This is a genomic window from Roseomonas sp. SRI_022, assembly GCF_057586215.1.
This window is the reverse complement of sequence record NZ_JBYCZL010000042.1, coordinates 17,398-37,411: the sequence shown is the minus strand read 5'-3', so window position 1 is coordinate 37,411 and position 20,014 is coordinate 17,398. Positions and strand designations below refer to the sequence as shown.

Annotated in this window: 18 protein-coding genes; 4 read left to right on the top strand and 14 right to left on the bottom strand. The window is 68.9% G+C overall.

The features are described 5' to 3' along the window. The 4 genes from AC2YHJ_RS26260 to AC2YHJ_RS26245 form a co-directional block, all read right to left on the bottom strand. Window positions 1–290: hypothetical protein (locus AC2YHJ_RS26260; protein ID WP_487399147.1), on the bottom strand; the 290-nt coding region annotated here is incomplete at its 3' end. Between the two features lie 59 nt (window positions 291–349). After that, on the bottom strand, window positions 350–1,237 hold the full coding sequence (locus AC2YHJ_RS26255; RefSeq protein ID WP_487399146.1) for a cation diffusion facilitator family transporter: 888 nt from the start codon (window positions 1,235–1,237) through the stop codon (window positions 350–352). Between the two features lie 38 nt (window positions 1,238–1,275). Continuing rightward, on the bottom strand, window positions 1,276–4,788 hold the full coding sequence (gene metH, locus AC2YHJ_RS26250) for a methionine synthase (protein ID WP_487399145.1): 3,513 nt from the start codon (window positions 4,786–4,788) through the stop codon (window positions 1,276–1,278). A 10-nt stretch (window positions 4,789–4,798) separates the two neighbouring features. Beyond that, a complete protein-coding gene (locus tag AC2YHJ_RS26245) occupies window positions 4,799–5,737 on the bottom strand; it encodes an ArsR/SmtB family transcription factor (RefSeq protein ID WP_487399144.1) in 939 nt (312 codons plus the stop codon). A 46-nt stretch (window positions 5,738–5,783) separates the two neighbouring features. Here AC2YHJ_RS26245 and AC2YHJ_RS26240 point away from each other — a divergent pair, with 46 nt between their 5' ends. Next, window positions 5,784–6,161, top strand: a complete 378-nt coding sequence (locus tag AC2YHJ_RS26240; protein ID WP_487399143.1) for a hypothetical protein — start codon at window positions 5,784–5,786, stop codon at window positions 6,159–6,161. A gap of 7 nt (window positions 6,162–6,168) precedes the next feature. Here AC2YHJ_RS26240 and AC2YHJ_RS26235 read toward each other — a convergent pair whose 3' ends face one another. From AC2YHJ_RS26235 to AC2YHJ_RS26210, 6 genes are all read right to left on the bottom strand, one after another. Then, window positions 6,169–6,489 carry a hypothetical protein gene (locus AC2YHJ_RS26235; protein WP_487399142.1) on the bottom strand — a complete coding sequence of 107 codons (321 nt, stop codon included), beginning with the start codon at window positions 6,487–6,489 and terminating at the stop codon, window positions 6,169–6,171. A gap of 85 nt (window positions 6,490–6,574) precedes the next feature. After that, a complete protein-coding gene (locus tag AC2YHJ_RS26230) occupies window positions 6,575–7,099 on the bottom strand; it encodes an N-acetyltransferase family protein (protein WP_487399141.1) in 525 nt (174 codons plus the stop codon). Next, window positions 7,096–8,283 carry an amidase gene (locus tag AC2YHJ_RS26225; RefSeq protein WP_487399140.1) on the bottom strand — a complete coding sequence of 396 codons (1,188 nt, stop codon included), beginning with the start codon at window positions 8,281–8,283 and terminating at the stop codon, window positions 7,096–7,098. The genes AC2YHJ_RS26230 and AC2YHJ_RS26225 overlap by 4 nt, the downstream gene beginning before the upstream one ends. 200 nt (window positions 8,284–8,483) lie before the next feature. After that, on the bottom strand, window positions 8,484–9,863 hold the full coding sequence (locus AC2YHJ_RS26220) for an esterase-like activity of phytase family protein (protein ID WP_487399139.1): 1,380 nt from the start codon (window positions 9,861–9,863) through the stop codon (window positions 8,484–8,486). Window positions 9,864–9,967: 104 nt separating this feature from the next. After that, entirely contained in the window at window positions 9,968–10,123 is a 156-nt protein-coding gene (locus AC2YHJ_RS26215; RefSeq protein ID WP_487399138.1) for a hypothetical protein, read from the bottom strand. Between the two features lie 81 nt (window positions 10,124–10,204). After that, complete coding sequence (locus AC2YHJ_RS26210) at window positions 10,205–10,924, bottom strand: GNAT family N-acetyltransferase (RefSeq protein ID WP_487399137.1); 720 nt, start codon at window positions 10,922–10,924, stop codon at window positions 10,205–10,207. A gap of 104 nt (window positions 10,925–11,028) precedes the next feature. Between AC2YHJ_RS26210 and AC2YHJ_RS26205 the strand changes: the two genes are divergently transcribed. The 3 genes from AC2YHJ_RS26205 to AC2YHJ_RS26195 all read left to right on the top strand — a co-directional run bounded on the left by AC2YHJ_RS26205 (window position 11,029) and on the right by AC2YHJ_RS26195 (window position 14,780). Beyond that, window positions 11,029–11,841, top strand: coding sequence for a ferredoxin--NADP reductase (locus AC2YHJ_RS26205; protein ID WP_487399136.1), 813 nt, complete (start codon window positions 11,029–11,031; stop codon window positions 11,839–11,841). A 294-nt stretch (window positions 11,842–12,135) separates the two neighbouring features. Next, window positions 12,136–13,860, top strand: coding sequence for an MFS transporter (locus AC2YHJ_RS26200; protein ID WP_487399135.1), 1,725 nt, complete (start codon window positions 12,136–12,138; stop codon window positions 13,858–13,860). A gap of 233 nt (window positions 13,861–14,093) precedes the next feature. Beyond that, window positions 14,094–14,780, top strand: a complete 687-nt coding sequence (locus AC2YHJ_RS26195) for an isochorismatase family protein (protein WP_487399134.1) — start codon at window positions 14,094–14,096, stop codon at window positions 14,778–14,780. A gap of 160 nt (window positions 14,781–14,940) precedes the next feature. Here AC2YHJ_RS26195 and AC2YHJ_RS26190 read toward each other — a convergent pair whose 3' ends face one another. Genes AC2YHJ_RS26190 through AC2YHJ_RS26175 form a run of 4 tightly spaced genes read right to left on the bottom strand, consistent with a single transcriptional unit; the run spans window position 14,941 to window position 19,922 of the window. Further along, the gene (locus AC2YHJ_RS26190) at window positions 14,941–17,232 is read right to left on the bottom strand and encodes a molybdopterin guanine dinucleotide-containing S/N-oxide reductase (protein ID WP_487399133.1); all 2,292 of its coding nucleotides are present in this window, start codon (window positions 17,230–17,232) and stop codon (window positions 14,941–14,943) included. A gap of 1 nt (window position 17,233) precedes the next feature. Next, window positions 17,234–18,187 carry a sterol desaturase family protein gene (locus AC2YHJ_RS26185; RefSeq protein WP_487399132.1) on the bottom strand — a complete coding sequence of 318 codons (954 nt, stop codon included), beginning with the start codon at window positions 18,185–18,187 and terminating at the stop codon, window positions 17,234–17,236. A 12-nt stretch (window positions 18,188–18,199) separates the two neighbouring features. Further along, complete coding sequence (locus tag AC2YHJ_RS26180; protein WP_487399131.1) at window positions 18,200–18,973, bottom strand: polysaccharide deacetylase family protein; 774 nt, start codon at window positions 18,971–18,973, stop codon at window positions 18,200–18,202. After that, window positions 18,960–19,922: a YVTN family beta-propeller repeat protein gene (locus AC2YHJ_RS26175; protein ID WP_487399130.1), complete on the bottom strand. Its 963-nt coding sequence runs from the start codon at window positions 19,920–19,922 to the stop codon at window positions 18,960–18,962. Before AC2YHJ_RS26175 ends, AC2YHJ_RS26180 begins: the two co-directional genes overlap by 14 nt. Between the last annotated feature and the right edge of the window lie 92 nt (window positions 19,923–20,014).

Below are 20,014 nucleotides of genomic sequence, written 5' to 3'. Positions count from 1 at the left end.
GGCGCTGGCGGCGCCGGCGTGGCGGCGGCCTCCGATGCGCCGGCTCCGGCATCAGCCGCCTGGTCGTCAAACACCAGCGCGACGCTGCCGATCTCGCCGGGTTCCTCAAGCGGATCGCGCACGGGCCAGAACAGCAACGCCGCCATCACCCCGGCATGGATCAGGGCCGAGGCGACGAAGGCAAGGGCCAGCCATCGGCCGGCGTTGTCAGATGCGCCCGCCCGGTTGCTGCGTTCGGGCGCGGCGAGGATATGGTCCGCCGCCGGGCCGCGCGGCGGAACGCCCAGCACGGGTTCGCAGGAATGCCGGATGGGACCGCCCTTCGCACCCGGCGATCGCAACCGGACGATCACAGCACCAGCACGCCCTTCTGCTTCGCCTTGCCTTCAGGCTCGACATGGATGGTGATGACGGCGCTGTCGAGTTCGGCCTTCAGCGCGGCCTCGACACGGTCGCAAATGTCATGCGCTTCCCGCACCGTCATGGAACCCGGCACGACTAGGTGGAATTCCAGGAAGGTGTAGCGGCCGGCGTGGCGGGACCGCAGGTCATGCGCCTCGATCGCGCCCTCGGCCTCGGTGGCGACGATGGCACGGATGCGGTCCATCGTGGCGGGCGGCACCGCCTCGTCCATCAGCCCGCCGACGCTCTCGCGCAGCAGGCGGAAGCCGGAGAACAGGATGTTGCCCGCGGTCAGCGCCGCCAGCAGCGGGTCGAGCCACAGCATCCCGGTCAGCGCCACGAGCCCGACGCCGGCGATCACACCGGCCGAAGTCACCACATCCGACCACAGGTGATGCGCGTCGGCGACCAGCGCCGGGGACCGCACGGCCCGGCCGCGCCGCATCAGATGCGTTGCCCAGGCGCCATTGATCGCCGTCGCCACGGTCGAGATGGCAAGGCCGAGGCCCGCCTGTTCCGGCGCGCGCGGCACCAGGAAGGCGCCCCAGGCCTGGTGCAGGATCAGCATCGCCGCGACGATGATCAGCGCACCTTCAAGAACGGCGGAGAAATACTCGGCCTTGGCATGGCCATAGGGGTGGTTGGCATCGGCAGGGCGCGCGGAGAAACTGACGGCCGCCAGCGCCGCCGCGGCCGCGGCGACGTTCACGATGCTCTCCAGCGCGTCCGCCAGCAGCGCGACCGAGCCAGTCAGCCACCAGGCCACCGCCTTCAGCGCGAGCACCACAATCGCCACCACGACACTGCCGACAGCAAGCGTCGTGGCGCGGTTCATCCTGCCTTCCATCATGGGCGGGGTTTAGCCGCCCCGGCCTAGACGGAGAAGTACTTCGCGCGGGGGTGATGCAGCACGATGGCGCTGGTGGACTGTTCCGGATGGAGCTGCCACTCGTCGCTGATCGACACGCCGATCCGTTCCGCCCCCAGCAGGCGCAGCAGCGGTTCCTGGTCCTCCAGCCGCGGGCAGGCCGGGTAGCCGAAGGAGTAGCGCCCGCCGCGGTAGGATTGCTGCAGCATCCTGTCCATGTCGCGGTCGTCCTCTCCGGCGAAGCCCCATTCGGCGCGGATGCGCTTGTGGGTGTATTCGGCCATCGCCTCGGCCATCTCGACACTCAGGCCGTGCAGGTAGAGGTAGTCCTGGTAGCGGTTGTCCTCGAACCATTCGCGCGCGATGTCGGATGCCTTCTGACCCACGGTGACCACCTGCAAGCCGATCACGTCGCGATGCGCCGGACCGTCGCCGATATCGCGCACGAAGTCGGCGATGCACTCGCCGTCCTCCTTGGGCTGGCGCGGCAGGGTGAAGCGGGTCGCCTCGGTGATGCCGTCCTCCTCGAACAGGATCAGGTCGTTGCCCTGGCCGGCGCATTTCCAGTAGCCGTAGATCGCCTGCGGCTTGAGGATGTCCTGCTCCCCGGTGATGCGCAGCATGCGGGCGAGCACCGGGCGCAGTTCCTGCTTTGCCCAGCCGAGGAAGTCCTCGAGCGAGCGGCCCTGTTTCCGGAAGCCCCACTGGAACTGATACAGGCTGCGCTCGTTGATGAAGGGCACGACGGCCTTGGGCGATGCCTCGATCGTCCGCGCCCCCCAGAAGGGCGGCACGGGCGTCGTGGTCTCCGCACTGACACGCCGGCGCCGCGCCTCGGCATAGGCCACATCGACGGGCGCGAAGCCGCGCGGATCGGCCTGGCCGAGCACGCGCTTCTCATTGCGCGCCTTGCCGACGCGCTTCGCCTGCACGGCGGCGAGGTAGTCGTCGAAGCCGTTGCCGACCACCTTGTCCATCAGGTGCAGCCCGTCAAAGGCGTCCCGCGCATAAGCGACACGGCCCGTCGTGCCGTCCTTGGCGTAGGCGCGCGCGCAGTCGTCCTCGACGTAGTTGCGCGTCAGCGCCGCACCGCCGAGCATCACCGGGATGGTGAGCTCCTGGCGCGCCATTTCCTCGAGGTTCTCGCGCATCACCACGGTGGACTTCACCAGCAGCCCGGACATGCCGATGGCATGCGCGCGGTGTTCCTTCGCCGCGACCACCATGTCGGCCAACGGCACCTTGATGCCGAGGTTCACGACCTTGTAGCCGTTGTTGGTCAGGATGATGTCGACGAGGTTCTTGCCGATGTCGTGCACGTCGCCCTTGACGGTGGCGAGCACGATCGTTCCCTTCTCCTGCCCCGCCACGCGTTCCATGTGGGGTTCGAGATAGGCAACGGCGGCCTTCATCGTCTCGGCGGATTGCAGCACGAAGGGAAGCTGCATCTTGCCCGCGCCGAACAGCTCGCCCACCACCTTCATTCCGTCCAGCAGCACGTCGTTGATGATGGACAGCGGTGCAAGGCCTTTAGCGAGCGCATCGGCGAGTTCATCGTCCAGGCCCTTGCGGTCACCATCGACGATGCGGTCCTTCAGGCGGCCTTCCACCGTCTCCGCGCGCACCTTCTTCACGCTGTCGGCGGCCTTGCGGCCGGAGAAGATCTCCAGGACCTTCTGCAGCGGGTCATAACCTTCGCGGCGGCGGTCGAAGATCAGATCCTCGACGACCTGGACTTCCTCGGGCGGGATCAGGTGCAGCGGCTTGATCTTGGAGACATGCACGATGGCGCCGGTCATGCCGGCCTTCACGGCGTGGTCGAGGAACACGGAATTCAGCACATGCCGCGCGGCCGGGTTCAGACCGAAGGAGATGTTCGACAGGCCGAGAATGATCTGGATGTCGGGGAACTTCTCCCGGATCATACGGATGCCTTCCAGCGTCCATTGCCCGAGCTTGCGGTCGTCCTCATTGCCCGTGGCGATGGTGAAGGTCAGCGGATCGATCATCAGGTCCGACTGCGGCAGCCCGTGCTTGTCGCAGGCGAATTCAACCAGCCGCGTCGCGATGCGCAGCTTGTCCTCGGCGGTCTTGGCCATGCCGACTTCGTCGATGGTCAGGGCGATGACGGCGGCGCCGAACTTCTTCGCCAGGATCATGCGATCCGTCGCATGGCCCTCGCCATCCTCGAAGTTGATCGAGTTGATGATCGGCTTGCCGCCATGCAGCTTCAGCGCCGCCTCGATCACCGGCGTCTCGGTGGAATCGATCACCAGCGGGGCGTTCACGGATGAGGTGAAGCGGCGGATCACCTCGTTCATCTCGGCCATCTCGTCGCGGCCGACAAAGGCGGTGCAGATGTCGAGGCTGTTGGAGCCCTCGCCCACCTGTTCGCGCCCGATGGCGACGCAGCCGTCCCAGTCATGCGCCGCCTGGCGTTCGCGCCACGCCTTCGATCCGTTGGCGTTGCAGCGCTCGCCGATCGAGAAATATGCATTCTCCTGCCGCAGCGCGACGGAGGTGTAGAGCGAGGCGACCGAAGGCACCCAGATCGGCTTGCGCAGCACCGGCGTGGGCCGGGCCACCGACCCAGCGCGCTTGCGCAGCATCGCATCGAGTGCCGCGATATGCGGCGTCGAGGTGCCGCAGCAGCCGCCGATCAGGTTCACCCCATCCTCGGAGACAAAGCGCTCCATCCAGGATGCGAGTTCCGCCGCGCCCAGCGGGTAGTGCGTCTTGCCGTCCACCAGTTCCGGCAGCCCGGCATTGGGCTGGCAGGAGATGAGGCCCGGCCAGTTCTGCGCCAGGAAGCGGACATGCTCGGCCATCTCCTGCGGGCCAGTGGCGCAGTTCAGCCCCATCAGCGGCACGTCGAGCGAGTGGATCACCGCCGCCGCCGCGCCGATATCGGGGCCGACCAGCAGCGTGCCCGTGGTCTCGACCGTCACCTGGGCGAAGATGGGGATGTCCGACTTCGCCTCGGCCTTGGCGATCTTCGCGGCGTTGACGGCGGCCTTGATGAACAGCGTGTCCTGGTTGGTCTCGGTCAGCAGCGCATCGGCACCGCCGGCGATCAGCCCGCGGCACTGCACCAGCAGCGCCGCTTCCAGCGCGTCATAGGTGATGTTGCCGAGGCTCGGCAGCTTGGTGCCCGGCCCGATATCCCCGATCACCCAGCGGTGGCGGCCATCGGCGAAGGATTCGGCAGCCTCGCGCGCGATCTCGACGGCGTTCTTGTTCAGCTCGAAGGCGCGGTCCTCCAGCTCGAACTCGCCGAGCGTGACCGGCGACCCGCCGAAGGTATTGGTCAGCACCATGTCGGCGCCGGCCTCGTAGTAGCCGCGATGGATTTCCCGCACGACATCGGGGCGGGAGAGCACCAGCACGTCCGTGCAGTTCTCCTTGCCCCAGAAATCGCGATCCACATCGAGGTCCATCACCTGCACGCGGCTGCCCATGCCGCCGTCGCAGAGGAGAACTCGGTCGCGAAGGGCATCGAGCAGATGGGGGCGTGACATGGGGGAACCCTCAGGCAGTCAGGACGGCTTCAGGATGGGTCTTGCGTTCCGCGACCCAGAGGCGGACGGGCAGCGCGCCCGCGATGGTCAGGCTGCGCGCCGGCACGCAGCCGGTCGCACCCAGCCAGCCGGCGATCTCGGCATCGTCGAAGCCCGGCCAGCGATGGGCATGGTTGCCGAGCAGGTCGGCGCGGTCATGCGGCGCGAGATCGACGATGACCAGCACGCCGCCAGGCTTCAGCACGCGGCCGGCCTCGGCCAGCGCGGCCGCCGGATCCTCGGCGTAGTGCAGCACCATCTGCAGCGTGGCGGCATCGAAGGACCCGTCGGCGAGCGGCAGTCGGTACATATCGGCCTGCCGGACGGCGATGTGCGACATCCCGCGTTCGGCCAGCCGCGTCCGCGCCAAAGCGAGCATGTCGCGCGACGCATCGACGCCGACACCTTCTTCGATGCAGTCGGCGAGGCGTTCCAGCAGCCCACCCGTGCCGCAGCCGATATCGAGCAACCTGCCCACCCGCGCGGGCAGCGCGGCGAGCAAAGCCGCCTCGATCTCCGCCCCCGGCAGGCCGAGGGCCCGCATCTCGTCCCAATCGGCGCCGTGGCGACGGAAGGATTCCGAGGCCGCGCGGGCGCGCTCGGCCGCAAGCCGCGCCGCCGCGCGCCGGTCGGCGGCGAGCAGCGGGTCTTCCTCCGGCAAGCGGGCGAGGATCTGCCGGGCGAGATCGGCCTCGGGCGGCACCTGGAACCAGGCATTCGCACCTTCGGGCGTGCGGGCAAGCAGCCCAGCCTCGACCAGCAGCTTCAGGTGGCGCGACAGGCGCGGCTGGGACTGGCCGAGGATCGCCACGAGGTCCGACACGCACCAGGCACCGCGCGCGCAGAGCGCGAGCAGGCGCAGCCGGGTTGGCTCGGCCGCGGCGCGGAGTTGGGTGAGCAGTTCGTCCATTGCGGGCTGGACATAGTCATAAAGATATCCTTATGTCCAGTATCCGATGGTCGACGCATCCGACAGCCGCATCCCCCTCACCCGCCTCGCTGGACCAGAGGCCCTGGCCGCTTGGCTCGGCCAGGGCGGCCCGGCGGCGTTGCTGACCGACGCACCGCAGGCCGCGCCGGGCGCGGTGGCGACCGAGCGCTTCGATCCGCGTCCGCTGCACCGCTTCGGCTGCGTCTGCTGCGCCGGACGATCCGCCGCGGCAGTGGCGCTCGACCGCCTGTTCCAGGCCCGCGCTCGTGGCCGCAGCCCGTGGTTCGACCGGGTGGCAGTGCTTGCCGCAAGCCCGGTGGCCGAGGCCCAGGTTGCGACCGCGCTGCGCGAGGATGCGCTGACCCTGGCCCGCTTCCGGGACACCGAGGACCCGGCCGGCTGAACCGGATTCAGCCCGGTCGCTTCACCGCCCCGCGCGCCAAGCCATGCTGCTTGCTTGGCCCGGCACGGTCGAGGTCGAGCGGCCCGGCGAGTTGCTGCAGCGCGAGGGTGATGCGGCGCAGCAGGACTTCCTCCGGCCCAGGCATGCCTTCCTCGACGGCGACGGCAATATCGGCCGCGTCATAGGCCCAGCGTTTCAGGATCTCGATCTTCTGCTCCGGCGACAGCGCGGGGTGGGTCAGCACCGCCTCCGGGCTTGGAAAGACCGCAGGCGGGTCGAGCAAGGCGCGCTCAATGTCCGGCTCGATCGTCGGGTCGCTTGGGGGCATCGCGCCCTCCCCGAGGTTCTGGGCGGCCCCGGAGGGCCACCCTCGCCTCGGAGATGGGGCGGCGCGAGCGATGGCGCAACGAGCCTCAGTCGGGCAGGGTCTTCTCCCCTTCCCCCAGTGCCTTCTGCATCTGCACCACATCGACCCAGCGGCCGAACTTCATGCCCACCGCCTTCAGCACGCCGATCTGGCGGAAGCCGAGCGAGATGTGCAGCCCGATCGAACCGACATTCTCCGAATCGCCGATCACCGCGACCATCTGGCGGATGCCAAGGGCTTCCGCGCGGGTCAGCAACTCCGCGACCAGCGCCTTGCCGACGCCCTGGCCGCGGATGTCGTTGCGGACATAAACGGAATCTTCGGCTGTGAAGCGATAGGCCGAGCGCGGCCGGAACGGGGCGAAATAGCCAAAGCCGAGGATCAGCCCGTTCTCCTCCGCCACCAGCCAGGCGCAGCCGGCGGCCTGCACCTTGGCAATGCGCTCGGCGATGTCGGCCTCGCCCGGCGGGTCTTCCTCGAAGGTGCCGGTGCCGTGCAGGACGTGATGGGCGTAGATCGCCGTGATGGCCGGGATATCGGCCACGGTCGCATCGCGCAGGGCGAAGGTCATGCCGGCAGCCCCGCGGCGCCAGCCACCGCCTCGGCCAGACCAAGCAATGCCCGGTCGCTGCCGGGCGCACCCACCAGCGACAGCCCGACCGGTGCCCCACCGACGCGCCCGGCCGGGATCGTCACCTCCGGCAGGCCGCACAGCCCGGCAATCGCCGTCACACCCATCGACTTCTCACGCACCGCATTCTGCTCCGCCAGGCTCGCGCTCAGCAGAGGCGCCGGCGCGGGAGAGGTCGGATAGACCAGCACGGCCCCGCCGCCCAGCAGGGCGTGGATGCGCGCCTGCAACACGCGGCGGAAGGCGCGCCCGGCGGCGGCCTTGGCCGGGTCCATCGCCTTGGCCGCGGCGAACCGTTCCTTCACGCCGGGACCGAAGGCGGGGTTGGTCGCGTCGATCCAGGGGCCGAGGCTGGTCCAGGCCTCGACCGCCATGACGCAGCGGAAGGATTCGTAAAGCGTCGCCAGCCCCTCCGGCGCGGCATGGATGGACAAAGCGGGGCCGAGCAGGCGTTCCGCCGCCTCCAGCGCCGGGGCGAGGGCCGCGGCCGTCGCCGGCTCGGCATTCACCCAGGCTTCCTGCACCTTCAGCAGCGGCCCGGTCGCCGCGGTGCCGCCCGGTGGCAGCAGCACATCGCCGACGCGGCGCAGCAGGGCGGCGCGGGTCGTGAACCAGCCCGCCGTGTCATAGGCCGGGCCGAGCGGACAGGCGCCGGTCAGGCTGACCGCGCCCCAGGACGGGCGGATGCCGTAGAGACCGCAATAGGATGCCGGGATGCGCACCGAGCCGCCGGTGTCCGATCCCATGGCGACATCGACGATCCCCGCCGCCACCGCCGCCGCCGAACCGCAGGACGATCCGCCCGGGAAGCGGTCCGGCGCGGCAGGGTTGGTCGGCGTGCCGTGCCAGACATTCTCCCCCGTCAGGCCATAGGCGAGTTCGACCGTCTTGGTCTTGCCCACCAAACGCGCGCCGGCTTCGAGCAGCGCGGTGACGACGGCCGCATCGCCGGTCGCCGCCGGATGGGTGCGCGCCCAGTCTGGATTGCCGTAGCCCGTGACGTCACCCGCCGTGTCGTAGAGATCCTTGACCGCGAAGGTCAGCCCGGCGAGCGGGCCCGTCGCCGCGCCCGCACGTTCCGTCCGCGGGCCGGGAATGAAGGCCCCCACGGGGTCATCGACCATGTCGTGCACTCCAGCGCATTCGAGGCGAAGCGTGGAGCAGCGGCGGCGCGCTGACAACAGCAGCGCGCCGCTTGGGGTGTTGGTTTGGCCGGGCCGATTCAGATCTCCGGGCCTCGCGGCCCTTCGATCATCGGGCCGTTCGTCCGGCCGGGCCGATTCAGATCTCCGGGCCGTGCGGCCCTTCGATCATCGGGCCGGCGTCACCGCGCGCGCAGGAACTCCGGCACGCGCAGCAGAATGAACTCGTTGTCGTCGGCGCGCGTCAGGTGGCGGCCGGCGCTGAAGGGCAGGTTGTTGTCGTTGGCGACGATGATGTGGTCGGCATCGACCATCGCCACGTCCTCGATCGTGAAGAATGGGAAGCTGAAGCGGTCGTCGGGCGCGCCCGCCGGACGGTCGCCGCGCTGCCGCGCGAGGTTCTGCGGATCGCGGATCGCCATCAGGTCGATATGGCCGATCTTGCGCACGAAGCCCTCGGCGTCGGTGTCGCCGAGATCGACCAGGTAGATGCGCTTGTGCCGCGCCGGGGCCGGGAAGCAGGGGCGCTCGGTCGTGGATTGCTGCCCCTGCGCGCAGGCGAGGCCGGGGTCGCCTTCACCGTTGTCGCGTTCGATGATCAGCGCGCGGCGGTCGTCGATCATGTTGAAGTCGCCGATCGCCGTGGCACCCGCTTCCAGCCGGTAGCGCATGGTCCGCCCGGTCCAGGCCGCGCGCGCCGTGTCGAATTCCAGGATGCGGAGGAAGGCGCCCTCGGCCTGGTCGGAATTCGGCGCGAAGATCGGCTGTTCGAGCAGCGCGAAAAGCCGCGATCCATCCGGCGAGGCCGCCATGCCCTCATACCCACCGGAGCGGCGCACCCGAAACGGCACGCCCTGGGTGGGTGTCGCCGGCACCGAGAAGGCGGGATTGTCGGGCGAGCGCAGCGGCTGGCCGTCCAGCATCGTCTCGACCACGCGCAGCACGCGGCCCTCGGCATCCACATGCAGCAGGAAGGGCCCGAACTCCTCGCCGATCCAGAAGGAGCCATCAGCCATGGGCTGGATGCTCTCCGGGTCGAAATCGGCGCCGGTCAGGTAACGCGTGGCCGTCGCATCGGTGACGATGTGGAAGGGGATCACGCGGTTCGGATCGGACAGGAAGGTGGTGCGTTCCACCGCCACCTGGCCGGTGCGGAAATCCGGCCGCACCTTGTGGAACATCAGCAGCGCGTCGGGGCTGTTGCGGCGATTGCCGAAGCCGTTGTCGGTCAGCACCCAATAGGCGCCGGGTTCGTTGGCCACCGGCTTGATGCCGGAGAAGCCCTGCACCGGCTGGCCGCGGAAGGGCAGCATCAGCCCGGTGCGGCGATTGCCATAGGTCGGACCGGTGTCGCCCGGCACACTGCCGACCTGCTCATTGCGCGTATTGCCCGCACCGGTGAAGCGGCCCGAGACGGCGAAGCCCGGCGGGGCGTCCTCCGGCGGCGCGGTGAAGGTCGCGGCGGGCAGGATGGCGTGGCCGGCGAGCGTCGCCTCGAAACGCTGGTCGGCCAACGCCGGGCCGGCGGCCAGCAAGGCAGTGGCAAGGAGAAGTCGGCGCATGGGGCCCCCGTTGGTGCGTGACGGGGGCGGCCTCTACAGGGCAGCGATTGCGCGCGCGTGACGCAATGGTTGCCGCTTCGCGACAGGCGCCGGGATCGGTCGCGTCAGGTCAGGTTTAGCAGCGCCGCCTTCGTCGTCAGCGCCACCAGCATGGCCACGACCAGCGCCGGCCCCATGCCGAGGCGCTGGGCCAGCACGAAGGTGATCGTGCCGAAGATGAAGGCCCAGCTCACGATTTCGCCCAGGCTCGGATCGGGCATTGCGGTTACTCCCGCGTGGACATTTCCGAGTTGTCATATATCAGAAATGTCGCGGGATTGCCAGGAAATCGCGGTGCTTCCTCAGGCTCGGAAGGCCGAAAGGCTGCGCCGCGGTCGCCCGTCCGGGCCCCAATTCGCCGAATCGAGCCAACCAGCGATGGCATCCCGGCGGGACGGCCATTCATCCTCGAGGATCGAGAACCAGGCCGTGCTGCGCCGCCGCCCCTTGACCACCAGCAGGTCGCGCAGCGTGCCCTCATAGGTGAAGCCCAGCCGATCCGCGGCGCGGCGCGACGGCATGTTGAGCGCGTTGCATTTCCAGGTCAGGCGCCGGTAGCCGAGGTCGTCCATGGCGTGGCGCATCAGCAGGAACATCGCCTCGGTCGCCGCGCGGGACCGCTGCATGCGCGGGGAGAACCAGATGTTGCCGATCTCGATATGCGCGTGCGCCGGGAACATCTCCATCAGCGTCAGCCAGCCATCGGCGGTGCCGGTGACGTGCGGGCGGACCGCCCAGGCCATGGGGTCATGGGTGGCGGCGAAGGCGGCGACATGGCTCTGCATCGCTGCCTCCGTCGCGAAAGGCCCGGCACCGAGATAGGCCCAGGACGCCTCGGCCGGCTGGCCCTGCGCGGCGCGGAACAGTTCCGGCGCGTGCCGCACATGCAGCGGTTCGAGGTCGACCGAGGCGCCGCGATGTGGCACGCGGGCCGGCAGCGGCCGCGGCGTCGTGTCCACCTTGGGGCCAAGGGGCGGGTTGGTCTCGGGATCGACGGGGATCCCCGGGGGCAGGTCCTGCATGGGTGCCAGGAAAGCCCCGCGCTTGTGAAAGCACAAGGATGGTGCAGCATTCCCGTTGCTTACCTGTTGCGAAACCTGCCGCAGCGCAGCACAAAGCCCCCGCCATGAACGATGCCGCCATGCCCGCCGCCGCCCCTGTCATCCCCGCCGCCTATTTCGGCGAGCGTGTGACCTGGGTCCATCACTGGACGGATCGCCTGTTCTCCTTCCGCTGTACGCGGGATGCGACATTCCGCTTCCGTGCCGGCGAATTCGCCATGATCGGGCTGATGGTGAACGGCAAGCCGCTGGTGCGTGCCTATTCCATGGCGAGCCCGACCTGGGACGAGGAACTCGAATTCCTCTCGATCAAGGTGCAGGAGGGGCCGCTGACCTCGCGGCTGCAGCATCTCGCGGTCGGCGACACGGTGCTGATCGGGCGCAAGCCGACAGGCACGCTGGTGACCGACAACCTCAAGCCCGGCCGAACGCTGTGGCTGCTGGCGACCGGGACGGGCCTCGCCCCCTTCCTGTCCCTGACGCGCGAGCCGGATGTCTATGAGCGCTACGAGACCGTCGTGGTCGCCCACACGGTGCGCGAGGTGAAGGAGCTGGCGCACCGCGAACTGTTCGAGCGGGACCTGCCGGCCCATGAATTCCTCGGCGAGATCGTGGCGGGCAAGCTGCGCTACTATCCCTCGGTCACGCGCGAGCCGTTCCGCCACCAGGGTCGCATCACCACGCTGATCGAATCGGGGCGCATCTTCGCCGATCTCGGCCTGCCCGGGCTCAACCCGGAGCATGACCGGGTGATGCTCTGCGGGTCGGAGGCGATGAACCGCGACGTCAAGGCGCTGCTCGAAGCGCGTGGCTTCGAGGAAGGCGCGAACAACGCGCCGGGAACCTACGTGGTCGAAAAAGCCTTTGTGACCAAGTAAAAGCCAAGTGCAACCGCCCCGAGATGCGGGCGGTTGAAGCAAGTCCCGGCGGTTGTGCGGCCGGGCGCGGAACGTTGCGCAGGCCCCGCCGAGGTCTGGCACGGCTGTCACCATCACCGGAAAATCGGCGCCGTCCCCTTGCAGACGCTTGCGTTGTGTCAAGGCGTCAGGCGCAAATGGCGTGTTGGAACTGCCCGACAGGGCAGATGCCGGCGTTCCGGCGGGGGCGCGTGTGCCTCCGGCCGGGTGCGCGACAATAACCGGAACACAACCCGGCGCGGCCGGAGGGGAGGCATGATGAGTTCGACAACGCTGGGGACGGAGTCCGCAGTCCGCCCGATGACGAAGGAGGAGCGGAAGGTCATCGTGGCCTCCTCGCTCGGCACGGTGTTCGAGTGGTACGACTTCTACCTGTATGGCTCGCTGGCGGCGATCATCGGCGCCAACTTCTTCTCGCAATACCCCGAGGCGACGCGGAACATCTTCGCGCTCTTCGCCTTCGCCGCGGGCTTCCTCGTGCGCCCCTTCGGCGCGCTGGTCTTCGGCCGGCTCGGCGACATGGTGGGGCGCAAATACACCTTCCTCATCACCATCGTCATCATGGGCTCCTCGACCTTCCTGGTCGGCATCCTGCCCACCTCGGAGTCCATTGGCTTCGTCGCGCCGATCGTGCTGATCGTGCTGCGCCTGCTGCAAGGCCTGGCGCTCGGTGGTGAGTACGGCGGTGCCGCGACCTATGTGGCGGAACACGCGCCGCAGGGCCGGCGTGGCTTCTACACCTCCTTCATCCAGATCACCGCGACGGCGGGCCTGTTCCTGTCGCTGCTGGTGATCCTGTTCACGCAGCAGATCGTGGGGGCGGATAATTTCCGCGCATGGGGCTGGCGCATCCCCTTCCTGCTCTCGATCTTCCTGCTCGCCATCTCGGTCTGGATCCGGCTGCAGATGGAAGAAAGCCCAGCCTTCCAGCGCATGAAGGCGGAAGGCACGCATTCCAAGGCGCCAATCTCGGAAGCCTTCTTCCAGTGGAAGAACGCCAAGGTCGCGCTGTTCGCCCTGCTCGGCCTCGTCGCCGGCCAGGCGGTGGTCTGGTACACGGGCCAGTTCTACGCCCTGTTCTTCCTCGGCTCCGTGCTGAAGGTCGATCCCTTCACCACCAACATGCTGATCGCCTGGTCGCTGCTGCTGGGGTCGGGCGGCTTCGTGTTCTTCGGCTGGCTGTCCGACAAGATCGGGCGCAAGCCGATCATCCTCGGCGGCTGCCTGATCGCGGCCCTTACCTACTTCCCGCTGTTCAAGCTGATGAGCGCGGAGGCCAATCCGGACCTGCACCGCGCGCACCAGACCATCCAGGTGCAGGTCACGACCGATCCGGCGTTGTGCTCCTTCCAGTTCAACCCGGTCGGCACGCTGCAATTCACCGCGGCTTGCGACATCGCCAAGGCGGCGCTCGCCCGCGCCTCGGTCAACTACTCGGTGGTGGCGGCCCCGGCGGGCACGCATGGCGCCACCATCCGGATCGGCGATCGGGCGGTCCAGGCACCGGCCCTGCTTGACATGGCCCCGGCCGAACGCGGGCCGGCGACGGCGCGCTTCAACCAGGAACTCGCGGCCGCGCTGACCGCCGCGGGCTATCCGGCGGCGTCCAACCCCTCGGTCGTGAAGATGTCGTCGCCCTTCGACATCTTCCGCGAGCAACCGGCGGTGCTGATCGGCATCCTGACGCTGCTCGTGATCTACGTGACGATGGTCTACGGGCCGATCGCGGCGGCGCTGGTGGAACTGTTCCCCACCCGCATCCGGTACACCTCGATGTCGCTGCCCTATCACATCGGCAATGGCTGGTTCGGCGGCCTGCTGCCGGCGACATCCTTCGCCATGATCGCACAGACCGGCGACGTCTATTTCGGCCTGTGGTACCCGATCGTGATCGCCCTGATGACCGTCGTGATCGGCCTGTTCTTCGTGCCCGAGACGAAGGACCGGGATATCTATGCGGGCGACAGCGTGCGTCACTGATCGCTGATCTTGGATGGCCCCGTGAGGGGCGACGGAGAGCGGCGTCCATTTGGGCGCCGCTTTCTTTTTTTGCGCGATCGGATGACCGGCAGTGAGGACCTGATGGCGCTGCTGAAGGGTCGCACCCGGACCAATCGGGGCCTCCGACCTCATCTTCCGCCGAGGCCGGGGTGGCAGCACTCACGTCCCTGGCACACGCATTGCGACGCTGCACGGCATCCCAGGAGCCGCCGATGCCCCGCACCATCACCCTGCCCGCCCGCCCGGAACCGCTGACCGTCTCCGTCGCGGAAACCGCCCTCATCATCGTCGACATGCAGAACGCCTACCTCTCGAAGGGCGGCTACATCGACCTGGTCGGCTTCGACGTCTCCGGCGCGCCGCCGGTGATCGAGGAGACCGCCCGCATCGCCGATGCCTGCCGCGCCGCCGGCATCCCCGTCATCTACCTCCAGAACGGCTTTTCCCCGGATCAGCGCGAGGCCCCACCCTCCGCCCCCGTCTGGCACAAGTCGAACGCGCTGAAATTCATGCGCGCGAATGAGGCCTTTGCCGGCAAACTCATCACCCACGGCACCTGGGATCACGAGATCGTCACGGAACTCACCCCGCAGCCGGGCGACATCGTCGTGCCGAAGGCGCGCTATTCCGGCTTCGCCGGCACGGTGCTGGAGCAGGTGCTGGCATCACGGCGCATCCGCACCCTGCTGGTTTGCGGCGTCGCCAGCAATGTCTGCGTCGAGAGCACCATCCGCGACGCCTACCACCGCGAATTCTTCCCGGTGATGCTGGTGGACGCGACCATGGGCGCCGGGCCGGGGACGCAGGAAGCGACGGAATTCAATGTGGAGAAGTTCTTCGGCTGGCTCAGCACCGGGGCGGAGGTGCGCGCCGCGCTGGGGAGCAACGCGGGGGAGTGAACTCCCCCGCTCCCCCTCCTTCTCTTGTCTGTCACCAGGGCGCGCCGGCGCGACGGGCATAGCCCATCCCGGCAGGGTGCCAAAGAAATCGCATTCCAAAGGCCCGCTGGCCTTTGGCGGGGTGAGGTTCGGAGAGGGGCAGAGCCCCTCTCCGCACGCGTCACCCAGGCGGATCGAAAGCCCGGATCGGCGGCAGGTTGCCGGTGAACAGCTCGACCTCGACGCTCGTCAATTGCCCCGTGCAGCCCTGCGCCAGCGACGATGTGCCCACATCCCGCGTCAGCACATTCGGATTGCCATGGACGCAGAGCGCCATCTCCTCCTGCGGGTCCTCCGGGTCGTACCAGGCCCCGGTCGGCAACTGCACCACGCCCGCGCGCACGTCGTCGGACACCGCGGCCGTCGCAAGGCAGGCGCCCCGCGTATTGAACAACCGCACGATGTCGCCATCCGCGATGCCGCGCGACGATGCATCGGACGGATGGATACGCATCACCTCCCGCCCGCGCCGCTTCATCGCGCTGCTGTGCCCGCCGAAGTCGAACTGGCTGTGCAGCCGGCTCGCCGGCTGGTTCGCCACCAGCCATAACGGCCGCCCCGCGGCCGGCGCGTCCGCAGGCGCCAGCCATGCCGGATGCCCCGGGCAATCGGCATAGCCGAAGCCCGCGATGGTCTCCGAGGAAAGCTGGATCTTCCCCGTCCGCGTCGGCAGCGGCGCGCCCTCAGGATCGTCGCGGAAGGCGCGAATGATGCCGCCATCGTCGTCGTCCTGCGGCAGGGTGAGGTAGCCCTCCTCCCAGAACGCGTCGAAATCCGGCGCCGGCAGACCCTTCTCGGCCAGCCCCTGCTGCGTCGGCGCATAGAGGTGACGCAGCCAAGCCCGCGTGTCGCGGCCCTCGGTGAAGGCGTCCCGCTTGCCCAGCCGCTCGGCGAGGTCGGCGAAGATGTCGTAGTCGTCGCGCGCCTGCGCGAAGGGCTCGACGACGCGATGCATCGCGACCATCAGCGGGTCGGTCGGCGCGGCGCCTATATCCTCCCGCTCCAGCGTCATCGTCGTCGGCAGCACGATGTCGGCATGGCGCGCGGTCGCGGTCCAGGCGATCTCGTGCACCACCAGCGTCTCGACCGCTGCGAAGGCGCGGCGCAGCCGGTTCAGGTCCTGGTGGTGATGGAAGGGGTTGCCCCCGGCCCAATAGACCAGCCGGATGTCGGGATACGCCATCCGCTTCCCGTCATAGTCGAAGGGCGCGCCGGGGTTCAGCAGCATGTCGGAGATGCGCGCGACCGGGATGTAGGCGCCCACGCCGTTCTTCCCCTGCGGCAATGCGGCGGACGGCACCGCATTGTGCCGCTTGCCGTAATGCGCGATCGACCCGAGCGCATAGTTGAACCCGCCGCCCGGCAGCCCGTGCTGGCCGAGCATCGCCGCCAGCACGCCGCCCATCCATACCGGCTGCTCGCCATGCTCGGCGCGCTGCAGTGAATGCGCCATGGCGATGAGCGAGCGCTTGCCGGCCATCCGCCGCGCCAGCCCCGCGATGGTCTCGGCCGGCAGGCCGCAGATCGCCGCGGCCCAGTCGGCCGTCTTCGGCACGCCGTCGGACCGCCCGGTCAGATAGGCCTCGAACATCTCCCAGCCGGTGCAGTAACGCTCGATGAAGGCGGCGTCGTGCAGCCCTTCGTTCAGCAGCGTATGCGCCATGCCGAGCATCATCGCCGCATCCGTGTTCGGCACCGGCGCCAGCCATTCGGCCTTGCATTCCGCCGGCAGGTCGTCCCGCACCGGGGAGACGTTGACGAAGACGCAGCCGCGCTTCGCCGCCGCCGCCATCGACCCGCGCTCGACATGGGCGGAGACGCCGCCGCTCGCCACCGCCGAGTTCTTCAGCGCCATGCCGCCGAAGGCGACGCAGATCTCGGTGTGCTCGACGATCTGCTCCCAGGTGACGTTGCGGCGTGTCACCGCCTCCATCGGCCCGAGGAAATGCGGCAGGATCACCGCCGACGCGCCGGCCGAGTAGGAATTGACCGACTTCACATAGCCGCCGAGCGTCGTGTTCAGGAAGCGATGCACCTGGGATTGCGCGTGATGGAAGCGCCCGGCCGAGGACCAGCCATAGGAGCCGCCGAACACCGCGCCCGGCCCATGCGTGTCCCGCACGCGGGCGAGTTCGCCGGCCAGCAGGTCCAGCACCTTGTCCCAGGGCATGGGGATGAACTCGTCGCGCCCGCGCCGGTCGCTCTTGCCTGGCCCATTCTCCAGCCAGCCCCGGCGGACCATCGGCTCGGCGACCCGCGCCCGGTGGCGGATCGCCTCGGGGAAGTTCTGCAGGATGGGGTTGGGGTCCGGGTCCCCCGGATGGGGCTCCACCACCAGCCGCCCGTCCCGCCATCCGGCGGAGAACACGCCCCAATGGGAGGAATGGGGCTTCAAGCGGGGGGGTGCGTTCATCTCAACTTCCGGATCGTCCCGCGATGGCGCCGGCCATGCGCTTCAGACCGACGAATTGTTGCCGCAACCATCCCCCGGTGACCAGGGCCTGCGGCGCCTCCGGGTCGCCGGTCTCGGGGAACACGTCGCGGCGGAAATCCGCCGTGCCGAAGATCCAGTCCCAGATCGGCAGCAGCACGGCGTAGTTCTTGCCGTGATCCGCGGTGGACAACACCCCGTGATGCAGCCGGTGGAAGCGCGGGGAGACCAGCAGGCGTTCCCCGATCCGCCCGAAGGACAGGCGCACATTCGCGTGCGACAGGCTCTCGGCGAGGCGCGTGATCAGCACCAGCAATGGGAACTGCCCCGGCGGCACGCCGATCAGCAGCGCGATGGCGCCGAACCACAGCGCGCCGATCACCTCGTCCAGGATGTGGTTCCGGTCATCCGTCCAGAAGGTCATCTGACGCTGCGCGTGGTGGATGGAATGCAGCGCCCACCACCAGCGGAAGGAATGCTGGAAGCGGTGCCGCCAATATTCGCCGAAATCCAGGATCACCACATACAGGAAGAAGCTCAGCAGCGGGTGGTCGCGCAGCGCCGGAACCAGGTTCTCGAGCGTCGGCGGCACGAAGCCGCTGGCGGCCACCGTCCCTTCCCACCAGGCGCTCAGCGAATTCAACAAAACGAAGGCGATCAGCGGCAGCAGGCCGAGCCGCGTCAGTAGCGTGTAGACGATATCAGTGCGGATGGCGCGCCGGTCGGTGACCGGTTCGACCGGCCGCCAGGCTTCGAGCGGCCGGCAGATCGCATAGACAACGGCGATGGAGAACACGCCGAACAGACCGAACTCGATCCAGTCCACCGCATCCTCGGCCCAGTCCATCAGGCCGAGCTCGTACATGACGGGCTGCACGAAAATCTCGAAGATCCAGGCCGTCAGGTCATCGAGGGCGCGGGTGAAGGACTCGGTCATGGTGGGCAGACTCTAGCGCCGGCCGGTGGCCGGCAAGGTGGCGAAACAGAAGCCGCGGGACTGGAGGCCGGCGATCACTTCCTCCAGCACATTGGCGTAGGGGTCGCGGCGCGAGCGGATGCCCCAGTGCATCACCAGCACCTCCTCATCGCGAACGGTTCGGATCGCGCGGGCGGCGAGCGCCTGGTTCGGGTTCGTCTCGCTCGGCAACTCGTCGCCGAGGAAGCCGTTGGCGGTCCAGCCCTGGTGGTGCAGGCCGCAGGCCTCGGCCATGCGGATCGCGCCGGGCGTGGTGATGCCCCCTGGTGCGCGCCACAACGGCAGCACCACCGCATTGGGGGCCACGGCGCGCAAGCGCTCGATCGGCTCGGCAAGTTCGCGGCACATCGCGGCCTGGTCGAGCACCGTCTCGCCTTCTCGGGTCCGGGAGACGTAGCGGGTGCGCCCAGGCCCGGCATCGCCACGGAAATACCAGTGGCGGTCGGTATGGGTCGCGAAGACGTGGCCTTCGGCGACACGGGCGCGCCAAAAGGCGGCCCAGCCGGGGCCGAGGCTGCGTTCCCCGGTGAAGGTTGGCTCATTGGCGACGAACAAGGTCGCCCGGACGTTGCGGCGCTTCAGGATCTCGGCGATCCGCTCCGCCTCCCGCCCCCAACCGGTGTCGATGGTCAGGTAGACCGTGCCAGCCGGGCAGGACGGCGCGCCAAGCTGTGCGGCGGCCGGCAGGGCGAACAGCGCCAGGGCCAGAGCAGCGGCGAGGCGCGCGCCCCGCCTAGGAAGCGGCACGGGGGATCTGGGTTTCGGCGCGACGCGGCTGGATGAAGATGCCGTGGGGGCTGCGTCCGACGCGGATCGTCTCGAACTCCCCGGTGCGCGGATCCACCCGCGCGATCCGCCCGGCCCAGCGCAGCGTCGCCCACAGCCGCCCATCCGGGTCGAAGGCGATGCAATCCGGCCCACCCGGCAGTTCGATGATGCGCCGCACGTCGAGCGTGGAGGGATCGATCTCCGCCAGCCGGCTCTGCACCCGGCTGGTGGCCCACAGCGCGCGGCCGTCCGGCTGGATGAAGACGGTATGCGCGCCGCGTCCGACGGGGATCTGGCGCTCGATCGCCTTCGTCTCGGGATCCATCACCGCGAAGTGGTCGGCCCCCATGATGCCGATGATCAGCTTGCCGCGATGCCAGACGATGCCGGCCGGCTCGCGCCCCACCGGCACTTCCCACAGCACTTCCCGTGTTTCGAGGCTGACGGCGCCGACCGTCCCGCTGCCCTGCAGGGTGACGTAGACGACCTTGCCATCGGGGCGGAACGCCATGTGGGACGGCTTGTCCGGCATGCGCAACCGCGCCAGCAGCGTCAGGCTCCGCGCCTCATAGACGTCGACCTGGTTGCGCCGCAGGCTGCAGATGACGAGGTGCCGGCCATCGGGCGAGAAGTCGAGGTGATAGGGGTTGGAGATGCGCTCGCGCCGGCGCACTTCGCCCGTCGCCGGGTCGACGAAGAGGATCTCGTTCCCGCCGGAATCCGCGATCAGCAGGTCGCGCCCGTCGGGCGACATGACCAAGTGGTGCACCTCCCGCAGGGCGGGGATGCGGCGCACTTCCTGGCGCGTGAAGGCGTCGAGCACCTGGATGCTCGAATCCCCCGAATTGAGGACATAGATCAGGTCCGCCGCCGCCGGACGGGCCAGCAGCAGCAAGGGGGTGCTCAGCAGAAGGGCGCGACGGCGCATGGTTGACCTACGGGGCGTTCGTGACGGCCAAGGGGGGCGGCCGACGGCCGGAAACTGCGCCGCGCCGCCGCGCGACGCAAGCACGGAGTCAA